15 protein-coding genes are annotated in these 15,581 nt (G+C 65.7%); 4 read left to right on the forward strand and 11 right to left on the reverse strand.

All coding sequences use genetic code 11. The features are described from left to right. Positions 1-441: transporter substrate-binding domain-containing protein (locus tag WG898_RS08080; RefSeq protein WP_339602265.1), on the reverse strand; the 441-nt coding region annotated here is incomplete at its 3' end. Positions 442-570: 129 nt separating this feature from the next. Then, on the reverse strand, positions 571-1,488 hold the full coding sequence (locus WG898_RS08085; RefSeq protein WP_339602266.1) for a LysR substrate-binding domain-containing protein: 918 nt from the start codon (positions 1,486-1,488) through the stop codon (positions 571-573). Positions 1,489-1,630: 142 nt separating this feature from the next. On the opposite strand from WG898_RS08085, the gene WG898_RS08090 reads away from it, so the two are divergent. Next, on the forward strand, positions 1,631-2,386 hold the full coding sequence (locus WG898_RS08090) for a PEP-CTERM sorting domain-containing protein (RefSeq protein ID WP_339602267.1): 756 nt from the start codon (positions 1,631-1,633) through the stop codon (positions 2,384-2,386). Positions 2,387-2,399: 13 nt separating this feature from the next. Here the strand turns inward: WG898_RS08090 and WG898_RS08095 are convergent, their stop codons facing one another. Next, entirely contained in the window at positions 2,400-4,220 is a 1,821-nt protein-coding gene (locus WG898_RS08095) for an ABCB family ABC transporter ATP-binding protein/permease (RefSeq protein WP_339602268.1), read from the reverse strand. Between the two features lie 51 nt (positions 4,221-4,271). On the opposite strand from WG898_RS08095, the gene WG898_RS08100 reads away from it, so the two are divergent. Both WG898_RS08100 and WG898_RS08105 read left to right on the forward strand, forming a co-directional pair. Further along, complete coding sequence (locus tag WG898_RS08100) at positions 4,272-4,682, forward strand: acyl-CoA thioesterase (protein WP_339602269.1); 411 nt, start codon at positions 4,272-4,274, stop codon at positions 4,680-4,682. Further along, a complete protein-coding gene (locus WG898_RS08105) occupies positions 4,679-5,815 on the forward strand; it encodes an NAD(P)/FAD-dependent oxidoreductase (protein WP_339602270.1) in 1,137 nt (378 codons plus the stop codon). The genes WG898_RS08100 and WG898_RS08105 overlap by 4 nt, the downstream gene beginning before the upstream one ends. Here the strand turns inward: WG898_RS08105 and WG898_RS08110 are convergent. The 8 genes from WG898_RS08110 to WG898_RS08145 form a co-directional block, all read right to left on the reverse strand. Next, positions 5,791-6,525, reverse strand: a complete 735-nt coding sequence (locus WG898_RS08110) for an SGNH/GDSL hydrolase family protein (protein ID WP_339602603.1) — start codon at positions 6,523-6,525, stop codon at positions 5,791-5,793. The genes WG898_RS08105 and WG898_RS08110 overlap by 25 nt on opposite strands. 9 nt (positions 6,526-6,534) lie before the next feature. Then, entirely contained in the window at positions 6,535-7,299 is a 765-nt protein-coding gene (locus WG898_RS08115; RefSeq protein WP_339602271.1) for an enoyl-CoA hydratase, read from the reverse strand. Between the two features lie 24 nt (positions 7,300-7,323). After that, positions 7,324-7,851 (reverse strand): DUF1569 domain-containing protein, encoded by a 528-nt coding sequence (locus WG898_RS08120; RefSeq protein WP_339602272.1) that lies wholly within the window; start codon positions 7,849-7,851, stop codon positions 7,324-7,326. A gap of 102 nt (positions 7,852-7,953) precedes the next feature. Then, on the reverse strand, positions 7,954-9,168 hold the full coding sequence (locus tag WG898_RS08125) for an acetyl-CoA C-acyltransferase (RefSeq protein WP_339602273.1): 1,215 nt from the start codon (positions 9,166-9,168) through the stop codon (positions 7,954-7,956). 23 nt (positions 9,169-9,191) lie between these two features. After that, positions 9,192-11,588, reverse strand: coding sequence for a 3-hydroxyacyl-CoA dehydrogenase/enoyl-CoA hydratase family protein (locus WG898_RS08130; protein ID WP_339602274.1), 2,397 nt, complete (start codon positions 11,586-11,588; stop codon positions 9,192-9,194). Between the two features lie 43 nt (positions 11,589-11,631). Continuing rightward, complete coding sequence (locus WG898_RS08135; RefSeq protein ID WP_339602275.1) at positions 11,632-12,075, reverse strand: DUF2147 domain-containing protein; 444 nt, start codon at positions 12,073-12,075, stop codon at positions 11,632-11,634. A 63-nt stretch (positions 12,076-12,138) separates the two neighbouring features. Then, on the reverse strand, positions 12,139-13,929 hold the full coding sequence (locus tag WG898_RS08140) for an acyl-CoA dehydrogenase C-terminal domain-containing protein (protein WP_339602276.1): 1,791 nt from the start codon (positions 13,927-13,929) through the stop codon (positions 12,139-12,141). 41 nt (positions 13,930-13,970) lie between these two features. Next, positions 13,971-14,711 carry a TetR/AcrR family transcriptional regulator gene (locus WG898_RS08145; RefSeq protein WP_444718923.1) on the reverse strand — a complete coding sequence of 247 codons (741 nt, stop codon included), beginning with the start codon at positions 14,709-14,711 and terminating at the stop codon, positions 13,971-13,973. 226 nt (positions 14,712-14,937) lie between these two features. Between WG898_RS08145 and WG898_RS08150 the strand changes: the two genes are divergently transcribed. Then, positions 14,938-15,495 (forward strand): HNH endonuclease, encoded by a 558-nt coding sequence (locus tag WG898_RS08150; protein WP_339602277.1) that lies wholly within the window; start codon positions 14,938-14,940, stop codon positions 15,493-15,495. Positions 15,496-15,581 lie beyond the last annotated feature (86 nt).

The following is a 15,581-nucleotide window of genomic DNA, read 5'->3' on the forward strand; positions in this document are numbered from 1 at the left end:
CACGTTCTTGCCGTTGAGCTGGTTGACCGAGGTGATGCCCGAGTTGGCCTTCACCGCGATGCGCACCTCCTCGACGAAGGTGGTCACGGCAAAGGCCACGTCCTTCTGGCGCGTCAGGTTGTTGGTGGTGGAGCCGCACTCGATGTCCACGGTACCGTTCTGCACCAGCGGAATGCGGTTCTGCGAGGTCACGGGCTGGTACTTGATTTCCAGCTTGGCCAGGCCCAACTGCTTCTGCACATCGGCCAGCACATGCTGGCAGATCTCGACGTGGTAGCCCACGTACTTGCCGTCACCCAGGGTGTAGGAGAGCGCACCCGAGGACTCGCGCACCCCCATGGTGACGCTGCCGCTGTCCTTGATCTTCTTCAGCGTGTCTTCCGCGTGCGCCGCGCCGGTGGCGGCAGCGAGGGCCAGGGCCAGCGCAAAAGTCTTCTTCATAAAAGCTCCTCGTTCAGGGTTCTCGGGGATGGGGCCGGACAGACCGTGGCTGGCCCGCCGGCACAGGGGGGTTTTTACGCCATTGCGGCACGCTGCGGCAGTCGGCCGCCCTCGGGCAAACCCGATCCTTCAGGGCTTGCAGGTCAGAAAATCCCAGAGCGCCAACGCCGCAGGCTTGGCACGGCGCGCGGCATCGGGGCGCTCGCGGTAGATACGCAACTCCATGCTTAGCTCGAACTCGCCCTCGACCGAGGCCTGGACCAGACGCTTGGACTTGAGCTCCTTCTTGACCGAGCTGGCCGGCAGAAAGGCCAGGCCATGCCCCTCCAGCGCCATCGCCTTGAGGCCCTCGGCCATATCGGTTTCGTAGATGGAGTCCAGGTTCAGCGGCGCGGGCGAGGCCTTGACGATCAACTCCACCAGGCGGCCCAGATAGGCGCCCGAGGCGTAGCTGAGGAAAGGGATTTTCTGGCCAGGGTGGCCGGGCAGGCGAAACAGCGGGCGGCCCTGGGCATCGGCCTTGGCATAGGCGGCCAGGGTCTCATGGCCCAGCGAGACCATCTGATAGCGCTCGGGATCCAGTTGCAGCGGCTGGCTGGGGTGGTGATAGACCAGCAGCAGGTCGCAGTTGCCCTCGCTGAGCTGCAGGGTCGCGTCATGCACATTGAGGGCGTTGAGCCGGCATTTCACCGCACCAAAGCGCTGGCGCAGGTCCATCAGCCAATGCGGGAAGAAGCTGAAGGCCAGCGAGTGCGGCACCGCAAACTCGATCATGTCCTGCCCCACCGACTGGTGGCTACGCAGCATATTGCGTGCCGACTGCAGCCCACCCAGTACCTCCATGGCCTGGGCCAGCAGGGTCTCGCCGGCGGCGGTCAGGCGGGTCGGGTAGGAGGATCGGTCCACCAGATCCACGCCGGCCCAGGCCTCGAGCGCCTGGATGCGCCGCGAGAAAGCCGGTTGTGTCACATGCCTGAGTTGCGCCGAACGCGAAAAGCTGCGCGTCTCGGCCAGGCTGACGAAGTCTTCAAGCCATTTGGTTTCCACCAGAGCAGTGTAGCCGGCGGCCAAGCGGCTGATTTCGCCCCCTCATCTGCGGTAGCTTCCCCCCTAGATGAAGGGGGAGGCGCTGACAGAAAGTGGCAGGGCTTGGTTACATTGAACGCGAGCGAAGAGAATTCAGTGTCGCTTGCCCTCCAACATCCAAGAAGCGGAGCTTTCCATGCGGCTCACCAAGACCCTGCTGGCCTGTGCACTGGCCCTCGCCTCGATCCCCTCGTTTGCCGATGCCTTGCTGAGCTTTGAAGTGGGCAGCCCGGGCGCTCCGAGCGGTTCAACGCCGACGGTTGACGCACCGCCCATGCTGCTCGACGGCACTTCGTTTGGCGGCTTCAATTTCAACGGTAATGGCGCCTGGCTCACCAGTTCCAGGCCGACCGGCTGCCCGCAAGGTGGCGTGGCCGACTTCTTTACGCACTCCCCCGATGCTACTCACGCGGGTGGTGGCTGCGGCGCGTTGAACCTGACCTCGGCCTTGGACCTCAACGACGTTGACGGTCTGTCGCACGAGCTGATCATCACCTCGCCGTTTGGTTTCACCTCGTTCGAGTTCTGGTGGTCAACCAGGGGGGGCAACTTCACCGTCAAGTTCCTTGATGCCGCAGGTGAGGTGGAAAGCCCGGTTCTCGATCATGGAGGCAACGATAGCTGCCAACTGACCGTGGGTAACTACTGCACTTGGCATCTGGAAACAGTGGCGCTGGCCAAGGCTGCGACCAAGGTGGTGTTCGACTACGGCACCGACGACGGTTTCGCCATGCTGGACGACCTGAAGTTCATCGCCCCCCGCAATGGCGGCAATGTTCCCGAGCCCGCCAGCCTGGCGCTGGTGCTGGCCGCCCTGGGTGGCGTTGGTCTGAGCCGTCGCGCCACCAAGAAGTCCTGATCCCGGCGCGATCTCAAGCGCTCTGCAGTTCGGCCCCGCCGCTCTGCTGCACCCGCCACATCTGCGCATACCGGCCACCCTGCTCGACTAGCTGAGCATGGTGGCCGCGTTCCATGATGCGGCCCTTTTCCATCACCAGAATCTCGTGCGCATCGACGATGGTGGAGAGCCGGTGCGCGATCACCAGCACGGTCTTGTTCTGCGCCGCTGCCTCCAGCTCGGCCTGGATGGCGCGCTCGTTGCCTGAATCGAGCGCCGAGGTGGCCTCGTCGAAGATCAGGATGGGCGGGTTTTTCAAGAGCGTGCGGGCGATCGCCACGCGCTGCTTCTCGCCACCGCTGAGCTTGAGCCCGCGCTCGCCCACCATGGTGTCATAACCCTTGGGCGTGCTGGCGATGAAGCTGTGGATATGCGCGGCGCGGGCGGCCGCCTCCACCTCCTGCTGCGAGGCGCCGGGCTGGCCGTAGGCGATGTTGTAGGCCACGGTGTCGTTGAACAGCACCGTGTCCTGCGGCACGATGCCGATGGCGCGGCGCACGCTGCCCTGGGTCAGGCCGCGCAGGTCCTGGCCGTCGATGCTGATGCTGCCGGCGTCCACGTCATAGAAGCGGTAGAGCAGGCGCGCCAGCGTGCTCTTGCCCGAGCCGCTGGGGCCCACCACCGCCACCTTCTTGCCGGCGGGGATCTCGAAGCTGATGTCGTGCAGGATGGGCCGCGCCGGGTCGTAGGCGAAGCTCACATGCGCGAAGCGCACAGCGGCGCCCCGCACCACCAGCGGCTGGGCATCGGGTGCATCGGCAATCTCGCGCTCGCGCTCAAGCAGGGTGAACATCTTGTCCAGGTCGGTGAGGCTTTGCTTGATCTCGCGGTAGATCACGCCCAGGAAGTTGAGCGGGATGTAGAGCTGGATCATGAAGGCGTTGATCATCACCAGATCGCCCAGGCTCATATGGCCGGCCACCACGCCCTCGGTGGCGCGCCACAGCATCACCACCAGGGCCACGGCAATGATGAGCTGCTGGCCGGTATTGAGCAGCGACAGCGTGGACTGGGTCTTGAGCTGGGCGCGGCGCAGCTTCTCCAGGCTCTCGTCGTAGCGCTTGGCTTCGAAGTCCTCGTTGTTGAAGTACTTGACGGTTTCGTAGTTCAGCAGCGAATCGATCGCCTTGCTATGCGCCACCGAATCCAGCTCGTTGAGCTGCTTGCGAAACTTCGTGCGCCATTCGGTCACCACCACGGTGAAGGTGATGTAGAAGGCCAGCGCCACCAATGTGATCCAGGCAAACCAGACGTCGAACTTGATCGACAAGAGGCTCAGCACCAGGGCCACCTCGATCAGGGTCGGCACGATGCTGTAGAGCGAATACGAGATCAGCGAATGCACCGCGCGTGTGCCGCGCTCGATATCGCGCGTCATGCCCCCGGTCTGGCGCTCCAGATGAAAGCGCAGGCTGAGGTCGTGGAGGTGGCGGAACACCTGCAGCGAGATGCTGCGCGCCGTGCCCTCGGTGGCCTTGGCAAAGATCAGCTCGCGCAACTCGGTGAACAGCGAGGTGCACAGTCGCAGCGCCCCGTAGGCCACCAGCAGCCCCAAGGGCACCACCAGCATGGCCTGGGTGCTGCCCGGCTTGATCGAGAGGCTGTCGATCAGGGTCTTGAGCAACAGCGGCACGCCCACATTGGCGAGCTTGGCGCAGACCATGAAGCCCAGCGCCAGGCCGACACGCCAGCGGTAGCGCCACAGATAGGGCAGCAGCTTGGCGATGGTGGCCCAGTCGCTGCGTGCGCCGGGAGGCGAAGACTGTGCGTAGACCGGCTCGGGGCTGCGTCGCATTGGGTAGGGGCTGAAGGACAATAGGTCAAACCATTGTCACAGGTATGCCCCATGAGCGAAGTTTCAAACCCCGGCAGCAGTCCTGACTGGCCGCGCGAGCTGGTGCTGCGCGTCATGCCCATGCCGGCCGACGCCAACCACAACGGCGATGTGTTCGGCGGCTGGATCATGGCCCAGGTGGACATCGCCGGCTCGGTACTGCCGGCACGCATTTCGCGCGGCCGCGTCGCCACCGTGGCGGTGAAGGAGTTCCTCTTCAAGCAGCCGGTCTCGATCGGCGACCTGCTCTCCTTCTACGCCCAGGTCACGCGTGTGGGCCGCACCTCGGTCACCGTGAATGTCGAAGTGATCGCCGAGCGAGACCCGGTCAATCCGCACACCGTGAAGGTCACCGAGGCGCAGCTGACCTATGTCGCGATCGACAAGGACGGCAAGCCCAGACCCTTCGAACAGCAGCCGTGAGCGTTCTCATCGTCGGCGGCGGCGCGATCGGCAGCGCCGTCGCCGCCAGCCTGTCGGCGATGCCGGGCTGGGCCGGTCGCATCACGGTGCTGGAGCGCGACCCTAGCTATGCGCGCGCCTCCTCGGCGCTCTCCGCCGCCTCGATACGCCAGCAGTTCAGCACGCCGCTCAATATCGCGCTGTCGCAGTACGGGCTGGAAGTGATACGCGGCCTGGGCGCGCAGGCCGGCCTGGTCGAACAGGGCTATCTTTATCTGGCGACAGCGGCGGGCGCTGAATCGCTGCGGCAGCTGAATTCCTTGCAGCGCGGCATGGGCGCCGACATCGTGTTGATGGAGCCGGCCCAGTTGCAGGCGCGCTGGCCCTGGCTGGCCACGCAAGACCTGACCCTGGGCAGCTGGGGCCGCAACGGCGAGGGCTGGTTCGACGGCTGGGGCCTGCTGCAACACTTCAAGCAGCGCGCCCAGTCGCAGGGCGTGCAGTACCTGCGCGACGAGGCATTGGCCCTGGAGCTCGACGCCGGCGGCGCCATGTGCGGCGTGCGCACGGCCAACGACCTGCTGCAGGCCGATCGCTATGTGCTGGCCTGTGGCGCCTGGTCGGGCAGGCTCGCAGCCACGGCCGGGCTGCAGGTGCCGGTGAGCGCCAAGCGACGCAGCGTCTATGTATTCCGCAGCCCTGAGCCCGCACCGCAGTGCCCGCTGGTGATAGACCCCGGCGGGCTGTGGTTCCGCCCCGAGGGCGAGGGCCGGTTCATCTGTGGCGGCACGCCGCTGGACGACGCCGACGACCTGCCCCTGGACCCCGAGGCCGATCTCTTCGAGCAGCGGCTGTGGCCCGCACTGGCGCAGCGCGTGCCGGGCTTCGAGTCGCTGCGGCCCGAGCGCGCCTGGGCTGGCTATTACGAGATGAACAGCTTCGACCACAACGGCCTGGTCGGCGCGCTGGCGGAATGCCCCAATCTGCTGTTGGCCTGCGGTTTTTCGGGCCATGGGCTGCAACACGCCCCCGGCGTGGGCCGCGGCCTTGCCGAGTTGCTGGCGCAGGGCCGCTACGAGAGCCTGGACCTGAGCGTGCTCTCGCCCAATCGCATCGCGGCCGGCCAGCCCTATCTCGAGCTCAATGTGATCTGATGCACGAGGCGCTCGGCCAGCGCATCGGCCCAGATCTGGTAGCCCGCGGGGCCCGGGTGAAAACCGTCCGGCGCCATCAAGTCCGCCGCTGCACCGCCGTGCAGATGCGCCGGCAAGGCCTGCAGGCCGCGCTGCGCCTGCCCCGCCAGGCTGCGCGCCAGCATGTGGTTCATGCGCAAGGCGTGGGCGCCCAGCAGCCAGCGCAGGGGCTGCGGCAGCAGCGGGAAGGCATGCATGGGCGGCACGGCGCTGTGCAGGCTGTAGCGCACGCCGGCGCGTTGCACCGCCAGTTCATGCACCTCCTGCAGCAGCCGCACCCAGCGGCGCGGGCTCACCTGTGACACCACATCGTTGACGCCCAGCGCCGTCACCAGCACATCGGCAGCCGCCAACTCGGCGCTGCGGAACTCGGCCAGGGCATCGGCGGTGGTGTGGCCCGTCCTGGCGATCAGCTGCCATTGCACCCGGCCCTGCAGGCGCTGCGCCAGCGCCTCGGAGAGGCGCCCGGCCAGGGCCTCCTCCTGGCTGGGGGCACCGACGCCCGCCCCCGATGAATCGCCCAGGATCAAGAGCCGCAGCCGCAACTCACCGACGCCGGCTGACCCGCTGCGCGGGCCCGCCGCCTCCGGCAGGCGCAGGGCCTTGCGGCGTACCTGCAAACCCTGCCACAAGAGCAGGGGCGCCAGCGCGATCTTGGCCAGCTGCAGCATCAAGGGCGATCAGTCGAACTTGGAGAAGTCCGGCTGACGCTTCTGGAAGAAGGCCTGGAAGGCTTCCATGGCCTCGGGCGAGCGCAGGCGGGCGCCGAAGATCTCGGCCTCGACGCGAATGGTTTCCAGCACCTGCTCGCTGCTGTGGCGGCGCATCAGGCGCTTGCTCTCGCGCACCGCGCTGGGCGCCAGATTGTTGAAACGCTCGGCCACACGGCGCGCCTGGTTCACCACCTCGCCGGCCGGCAGCACGGCGTTGGCAATGCCGCACTCCACCGCATCGGCGCCCGTGAAGGGGTCACCCAGCAGCAGCTTCTCGGCCGCCTTCACATGGCCCATCAGGCGCGGCACCACCAGGCTGGAGGCGAACTCTGGTACCAGGCCCAGGCCCACGAAGGGCATGGCCAGGCGGGCGTCATCGGCCACGTAGACAAAATCGCAGTGCAAGAGCATGGTCGTGCCGATGCCGATGGCGGCGCCGTTCACCGCCGCGATCACCGGCTTCTCGCAAGCCAGCAGCGCGCGCATGAACTGGAACACCGGCGCGTCTTCATCGCGCGGCGGGCTGCCCATGAAGTCTTCGATGTCGTTGCCCGAGGTGAAGATGCCGGGCTGGCCCTGGATCAGCACCGCGCGCACGCTCTTGTCGTCATTCGCCGCCACCAGGGCATCGGCCATGGCCTGGTACATGGCGCGCGTCAGCGCGTTCTTCTTTTCGGGGCGGGCGATTTCAATCGTCGCCACGCCGTTCACGACGGCGGTCTTTATGCTCATGGGTCTTCTCTCCTGCCTGGAAAATCAGGCGCTCAGTTGCTGCCAGTGATTGGCCAGATGCATCAGATGCGCACGCTGGTACTGGTTTCGGTCCAGTTTGCCATAGGCGAAATGGGGCTTGAACTCGCCCTTGAAGGCAGCGAATGCGTCCATCGCATCGAGCAGGCGTTGCACCGAGGATTTCAAGCTGCGCTCGGCGTCCAGCGCCGGCGCGCCGGGAATCGGCTCGTCCAGCGTGTGGCTCATCTGGCCACGTGCATCGAAGAAGGCAAACGCCGTGCTGCCCAATGTGGCCTGGAACCAGGCCGGCTTGGGTTCTGGGAAGCCCTGCATCGAGTACTCAATGCTCTGCGCCGCGTGCTGCAGCATCTGCGCCAGATTCCACTGGCTGCCCTGCAGCCTGGGCTCCTTGAAGCGCAGCTCCAGCACGGCCTCCTGGGCGGCACGCCAGCTTTCGAACTGCTTGGGCAAGTCACCCTGGCAGGCGGTCAATGACAGGCTGGCGGGCGCCGCCAGCAGCGTTCCAGCCCGTAAGACATGACGTCGACGCATATCAGCCCCCTGCCTCTGACCCTACGGAGTCCCAGGCTCCGGCCTTGCCGGGCCCAGGGACTCGCCCCCTTGAGGGGGCGCGCGAAGCGCGTAGGGGGTGGGTCACAAACGTTCGATGATGCCAGCGGCGCCTTGGCCGGCGCCCACGCACATCGTCACCATGCCGTACTTGCCGCCAGTGCGGCGCAGGCCATGGATCACCGAGGCTGCACGGATTGCGCCGGTGGCGCCCAGCGGGTGGCCGAGCGCAATCGCGCCGCCGTTGGGGTTGACCTTGCTGCGGTCCAGCACGATGCCCTTGCTGTCGAGGTCGTTCAGCACCGCCAGCGATTGCGCGGCGAAGGCTTCATTCAGCTCCACCCAGTCCAGGTCGGCGGCGGTGATGCCGGCCAGTTTCAGTGCCGCAGGGATGGCCTCGATCGGGCCGATGCCCATGATCTCGGGCGGCACGCCGCGCACCGCGAAGGAGACGAAGCGGGCCAGCGGCGTGAGGCCGAAGCGCTTCACCGCGGCTTCCGAGGCCACGATCAGCGCGCCGGCGCCGTCCGAGGTCTGCGAGCTGTTGCCGGCGGTGACGCTGCCCTTGGCTGCAAACACCGGCTTGAGCTTGGCCAGGCCTTCGATCGAGGTGTCCTTGCGCGGACCTTCGTCCAGGCTCACCACGCGGCGGCGCTCGCCGATCGTGCCATCGGCCAGATTGGGCGAACGCTCGACGATCTCGAACGGCGTCATCTCGGCGGCGAAATGGCCGGCTTCCATCGCGGCCAGGGCACGGCGGTGCGACTCCAGCGCGAACTCATCCTGTGCCTCGCGGCTGATCTTCCACTGCGCGGCCACCTTCTCGGCCGTCAGGCCCATGCCGTAGGCGATGCCGACGTTCTCGTCGCGCTCGAAAATCAGCGGCGACAGCGAGGGCTTGTTGCCGCCCATCGGCACCATGCTCATCGACTCCACGCCGCCGGCAATCATCACCTCGGCCTCGCCGACGCGGATGCGGTCGGCCGCCATCTGCAGCGCGGTGATGCCCGAGGCGCAGTAGCGGTTCACCGTCACGCCGCCCACGGTATTGGGCAGGCCGGACAGCACCGCCGCGACGCGGGCGATGTTCATGCCCTGCTCGCCTTCGGGGAAGGAGCAGCCGATGATGGCGTCTTCAATGGCGGCGGGGTCAAGACCTGGCACCTGGGCCAGCGCAGCCTGCACGGCACGCACCAGCATCTCGTCGGGGCGGGTGTTCTTGTAATAGCCCCGGCCCGACTTGCCGATCGGCAAACGGGTGGCGGCGCAGATGAATGCTTCTTGAACTTGCTTGCTCATGATTCGATTCCTTGGTTGCCCGTTCAGTTGCGGACGGGCTTGCCCGTTTGCAGCATGCCCATGATGCGTTCCTGGGTCTTGGGATGCTCAAGCAGGCTGCAGAAGTGCTGGCGTTCCAGCGACATCAAATACTCCTCGGACACCAGTGAACCGGCCTCCACCGCACCGCCGCACACCACATCGGCGATCAGGCTGGCGAGATGGAAGTCGTGCTGGCTGATGAAGCCGCCGTCGCGCATATTGGCCAGCTGGCCCTTGATGGTGGCGATGCCCGAACGGCCAGCCACCGGGAACAGCGCCTTCAGCGGCGGGCGGTAGCCCGACTCGAACATGGCCTTGGCCTGGGCCGTGGCCACATGCAGCAGCTCGTCCTTGTTGGGCACGATCACATCGCTGTCCAGCAGGAAGCCGTTCTTCCGGGCTTCCAGTGCCGAGGTGGCGACCTTGGCGGTGGCCGCCGTGGTGAAGCCATCCTTCAGGAACATGAAGATGTCGGCGTTGGCGTTGCCGGCCGCAGCCATCTCGGCGGCGCGGCGCGCGATATAGGTCAGGCCACCGCCACCGGGGATCAGGCCCACGCCCACTTCCACCAGGCCGACATAGCTTTCCATATGCGCGACCCGGCGTGCGCAATGCACCGCCAGCTCGGCGCCGCCGCCCAGGGCCAGGCCGCGCATCGCGGCGACCACCGGCACATTGGCGTAGCGCAGGCGCAGCATCATGTCCTGCAGCTTCTTCTCTTCAGGCGCGATGCCCTTGGCGCCCTTGCTCATGAAGACCGGCATCAGCGCTTCCAGATTGGCGCCGGCCGAGAACACATCATCGGGCGACCAGATCACCAGGCCCTTGTACTGCGCCTCGGCAATCTCCACCGCCTTCAGCAGGCCCTCGGTCACCGTCGGGCTGATGAGGTGCAGCTTGGCGGTAATCGACGCGATCACGACCTCGTTGTCCAGCGTCCAGACGCGCACTTCCTCGTTCTTGAAGAGCTCGGTGCCGGCCTTCAGCGGCTCGGCCGCACCCTCGCCCACCAGGGCCTCGGGGAAGGCCTGACGCTCGTACACCGGCAGCTTGGCGCGCGGCTTGAAGCGGCCCTCGGCGGCGCTCCAGGAACCGTTCACGCTGTGCACGCCGCCGTTCTCGGCCACCGGGCCTTCGCTCACCCAGGCGGGCAGCGGGGCGCTGCTGAGGGTCTTGCCCTCGGCAATGTCCGCGGCGATCCATTCGGCCACCTGCTTCCAGCCGGCCGCCTGCCAGAGCTCGAACGGACCCTGTTGCGAGCCGAAGCCCCAGCGCATCGCGAAGTCGATTTCGCGCGCGGTGTCGGCCACGCTGGCCAGATGCACGGCCACATAGTGGAAGCTGTCGCGCAGGATGGACCAGAGGAACTGGGCCTGCGGATTGCTCGATTCACGGAGCAGCTTGATGCGCTCGGCCGCCGGCTTCTTCAGCATGCGGGCCACGATCTCGTCGGCCTTCTTGCCGCCGGCCACGTATTCGCCGGTGCTGAAGTCCAGGCGCTGGATGTCCTTGCCTACCTTCTTGTAGAAGCCGCCGCCACTCTTCTGGCCCAGCGCGCCCTTCTCGATCAGGCCGGCCAGCACCTTGGGCGTGGCGTAGATCGAGTAAAAAGGATCGTCCTGCAGGTTGTCCTGCATGGTCTTCACCACATGCGCCATGGTGTCCAGGCCCACCACGTCGGCGGTGCGGAAGGTGCCGCTGGAGGCGCGGCCGAGCTTCTTGCCGGTCAGGTCGTCCACCACGTCCACCGAGAGACCGAACTTCTCGGCCTCGATCATGGTGGCCATCATGCCGGCGATGCCGACCCGATTCGCCACGAAGTTAGGCGTGTCGTTGGCACGCACCACGCCCTTGCCAACCGCGGTGGTGACAAAGCTCTCGAGTTGATCGATCACTTCCGGACGCGTGGTCGGGGTGTTGATCAGCTCCACCAGGTACATATAGCGCGGCGGGTTGAAGAAATGGATGCCGCAGAAGCGCGGCTTGATTTCTTCGGGCAGCACTTCGCTGAGCTTGGTGATCGAGAGGCCCGAGGTGTTCGAGGCCACGATGGCGTGCGGCGCGATGAAGGGGGCGATCTTCTTGTAGAGATCGAGCTTCCAGTCCATGCGCTCGGCAATCGCCTCGATGATGAGGTCGCAATCGCGCAGCTGCTCGAGGTGTTCCTCGTAATTGGCCTGGCCGATCAGGGCCGCATCGGCCGCGTCGCCCAGGGGCGCGGGCTTGAGCTTCTTCAGGCCGTCGACCGCCTTGCTGACGATGCCATTCTTGGGGCCTTCCTTGGCCGGCAGATCGAACAGCACCACGGGCACCTTGACGTTGACCAGATGCGCAGCGATCTGCGCACCCATCACGCCAGCGCCGAGCACGGCGACTTTGCGAACTTGGAATCGACTCACGATAAATCCTTGGTTATGTTGACGCACAGCGAGGTCGGTCTAGTCACTCGACTCGCTTCCATTCACGTGTTTGATACAGAAAGCCGATATAGCCACGAACCTTTAGCACCTTGCCCTCATCTGCGAGTTGCATGCGCATCTTCTTGTAGACCTTGCCCTCATCCGGTTTGACGATCTCGGTGCCATACCAAATCGACTTGTCGTCCTGATCCTGCTTAGCGCCGGAAAAGATCACCATGCCTAGAATCGGCTGGTTCTTGCGATCACCCTCGCACTTGTCGCACTTGGCGTCTTGCCTCGACGCATCGAATATTTTTTCGATCTTGCCCTGATAGACACCCCCAGACTCGACCACGCGCACCAAGGACTTCTCGGTCTTGCCATCGTCATCAAAGGTTTTCCATAGGCCCACTGGGCTGATCTGTGCCTGCACAAGGCTGACAACAAGACTCAGGGCGGCGGCGGCGAACAAGGCTTTTTTCTTCATGGGGTCGGTCTCCTGAATGTTGTGGGGCCCGCCTCTGCCGGGCGGACCTTGGGTTGCGGCTTCTTAGAACAAGGCTTCTTCCATCTCCATCAGAGGCTGCAGACCGGCGCGCGCGGTACGGATCAGCGTGGCGGTCTCGGGCAGCAGCTTCGCAAAATAGAAGCGCGCCGTCGAGAGCTTGGCGGTGTAGAAGGGGTCGCCGCCGTCCTTTTTCTCCAGCGCCAGCTTGGCCATGCGGGCCCAGAAGTAGGCGAAGGTCAGGTGACCCACCACGCGCAGATAGTCCACCGCGGCGGCGCCCACCTCGTCGGGGTTCTGGAAGGCCTTCATGCCGATCTCGGTGGTCAGCTTGGTGACCTTGTCGCCGATGTCGGCCAGCGGGTTGATGAACTCCTGCATCGCCTCGTTGGTGCCCTCTTCCTCGACGAAGGCGGCGATCTTCTTGCCGAAGGCCTTGAGCTTCTTGCCGTTGTCGCCCAGCACCTTGCGGCCCAGCAGGTCGAGCGACTGGATGGTGTTGGTGCCCTCGTAAATCATGTTGATGCGGGCATCGCGCACGAACTGCTCCATGCCCCATTCATGGATGAAGCCATGGCCGCCGAACACCTGCATGCAGTGCGAGGTGGCGATCCAGCCGTTGTCGGTCAGGAAGGCCTTGATGATGGGCGTCAGCAGCGCCACTTCGTCTTCGCATTCCTTGCGCTCGTCCTCGTCGTCCGAGGCCAGGGCCATGTCCAGCTGCAGCGCCACATAGGTGGCCAGGGCGCGGCCGCCCTCGGCATAGGCGCGCGCGGTCAGCAGCATCTTGCGCACATCGGGGTGCACGATGATGGGGTCGGCGGCCTTGTCGGGTGCCTTGGGGCCGGACAGGGCGCGCATCTGGATGCGATCCTTGGCATAGGCCACGGCGTTCTGGTAGGCCACCTCGGTGAGGCCCAGCGACTGGTTGCCCACGCCCAGGCGCGCCGCATTCATCATCACGAACATCGCGGCCAGGCCCTTGTTGGGCTCGCCCACCATGGTGCCCACGGCGCCGTCCAGCACGATCTGCGCGGTGGCGTTGCCATGGATGCCCATCTTGTGCTCGAGGCCGCCGCAATACACGCCGTTGCGCGCGCCCAGCGTGCCGTCGGCGTTCACATTGAACTTGGGCACGATGAAGAGCGAGATACCCTTGGAGCCGGCCGGTGCGTCCGGCAGACGCGCCAGCACCAGGTGCACGATGTTGGCGGCCAGGTCATGCTCGCCGGCCGAGATGAAGATCTTCTGGCCGGTGATCTTGTAGGTGCCGTCGGCCTGCGGTTCGGCCTTGGAGCGCAGCAGGCCCAGGTCGGTGCCGCAATGCGGTTCGGTCAGGCACATGGTGCCGGTCCACTCGCCGCTGGTGAGCTTGGGCAGGTAGACGCTCTTCTGCTCGGGCGTGCCATGGGCATGCAGGGCCTCGTAGGCGCCATGGCTCAGGCCGGGATACATGGTCCAGGCCTGGTTGGCCGAATTCAGCATCTCGTAGAAGCTCTGGTTCACGATCACCGGCAGGCCCTGGCCGCCGTATTCCGGGTCGCAACCCAGCGCCGGCCAGCCGCCTTCCACATACTTGGCATAGGCTTCCTTGAAGCCCTTGGGGGCCGTGACTTCGTGAGTGCTCTTGTCGAGCACGCAGCCCTCGGCATCGCCGCTGAGATTGATCGGCGCGATCACCTCGGCGCAGAACTTGCCGCCCTCCTCCAGCACCGCATTGATGGTGTCTTCATCGATGTCGGCATGCTTGGGGCAAAGCTTCAACTCGTCGACGACATGCAGCAGTTCGTGCATCACGAACTTCATGTCGCGCAGGGGCGGGTTGTACTGAGGCATGTGGAGCTCCTGAAGTGGGCTTGTGGTGATGAGAGAAAAGATCAGGGCCGCTTCTTGATAGCGATGGGCGCGGCGGCTGACTTGCGGCTGTGCTCGCGGTCGGCCTTGAGGCCGGCCGGCGTGGCATAGGACTGGATGGCGCGCTCGAAGCCGGCCTCGGCGCGCCCGATGGCGCCGGGGCTGCGCATGAAGCGCGCGTCGTGATGCAGGGACAGGATCAGACCGTGCAGCTCGAACAGGATCTGCTCGACGTCGGCATCGGCCTTCAGGTGCCCGACCTCCTTGGCCAGCACGATGGCGCGGTGCAGGGCGGCATGCCAGGCCTTCACCATCGAGACCAGGGCGTCGCGCACCGGGCCGGGCCGGTCGTCGAACTCGACCGCGCCGCTGATATAGATGCAGCCCGAATCGATCTCCACCGAGACGCGCCGCACCCAGCGCTCGTAAAGCGCGCGCAGGCGCGGCAGGCCGCGGGCCTCGCGGATCGCGGTGAAGAACACCTCTTCCTCGAACTTGGCGTGATACTCGCGCACCACCGCAATCTGCAGTTCCTCGCGCGAACCGAAGTGGGCGAACACGCCCGACTTGCTCATCTTGGTGACGTCGGCCAGGGCGCCGATCGACAGACCCTCCAGGCCCATATGCGAGGCCAAGCCCAGCGCGGCCTCAAGAATCGCGGCGCGCGTCTGCTGGCCCTTTTGCAGCGAACGCACGGCACGGCGCGGCGCCACTGCTTTTGCAGCAGCAGCGTTGCGGGTGCTGGGGTCTGGCGTAGCGGTCAAGGCAGGTCCTGGGGGTTTTGGCGCAGCTTGCATAATAAAACGAACGGTCGTTCTATTTTTGCCCAAAAGCCAAGCCTGGCAAGCCGGGTTTTGTCGCAAGTTCTAGGGGAAGCCGCCTAGAACCGCACGTTTGATGGGCCATTCGGCCGCGCCGAGCCTGGCCCTGCGAGCAAGGCTTGAGTTAGCGCGCACTAATGCAGTACGCTGCGGGCAGGAGGTCAACGCTGTGGATGTGCTGCAACTTGATATCTCGGGCAGACCGCAAGCCTGGATCACGACCAAGGAAGCCGCCGTGATCTATGCCAGCGACGGCGTGGCCTGGACGCTGGGCGACCCCTGCCATGTCTTGCGCGGCGGCCTGCAGCGCCGCACCGGCATGCAATCGCGCATCGAGGTGCATCCCATCATCGCGGTACGCGGCGCCGTGCCCTCGCGCGCCTGGCGCCAGGCGCCCGCCCTCTCCAATCCCAAGCTGTTCGCGCGCGACCGCTACGTCTGCGCCTACTGCGGCCACAGCCATCATCCCGACGACCTGACCCGCGAGCACATCGTTCCCAGCTCGCGCGGCGGCTACGACAGCTGGATGAACTGCATCACCGCCTGCAAGAGCTGCAACGGCCGCAAGGGCAACCGCATGCCCGAGGAGGCCCATATGAGCCTGCTCTACCTGCCCTATGTGCCCAGCCTGCACGAGGACATGATTCTGCGCGGCCGCCGCATCCTGGCCGACCAGATGGAGTTCCTGCTCGCCAGCGTGCCGCGCTCAAGCCGCCTGCATGCGTAGACAGGTCCCATGACCTCGGTCATGGCCGCCGGTAAAGACGTGTAATCGGGTCAACGCCCAAGCCCGCGGCAACGTTGGGCTTCCAC

This window comes from Paucibacter soli, assembly GCF_037482845.1.
GTDB classification, from domain to species: Bacteria; Pseudomonadota; Gammaproteobacteria; order Burkholderiales; family Burkholderiaceae_C; genus Paucibacter_B; species Paucibacter_B soli.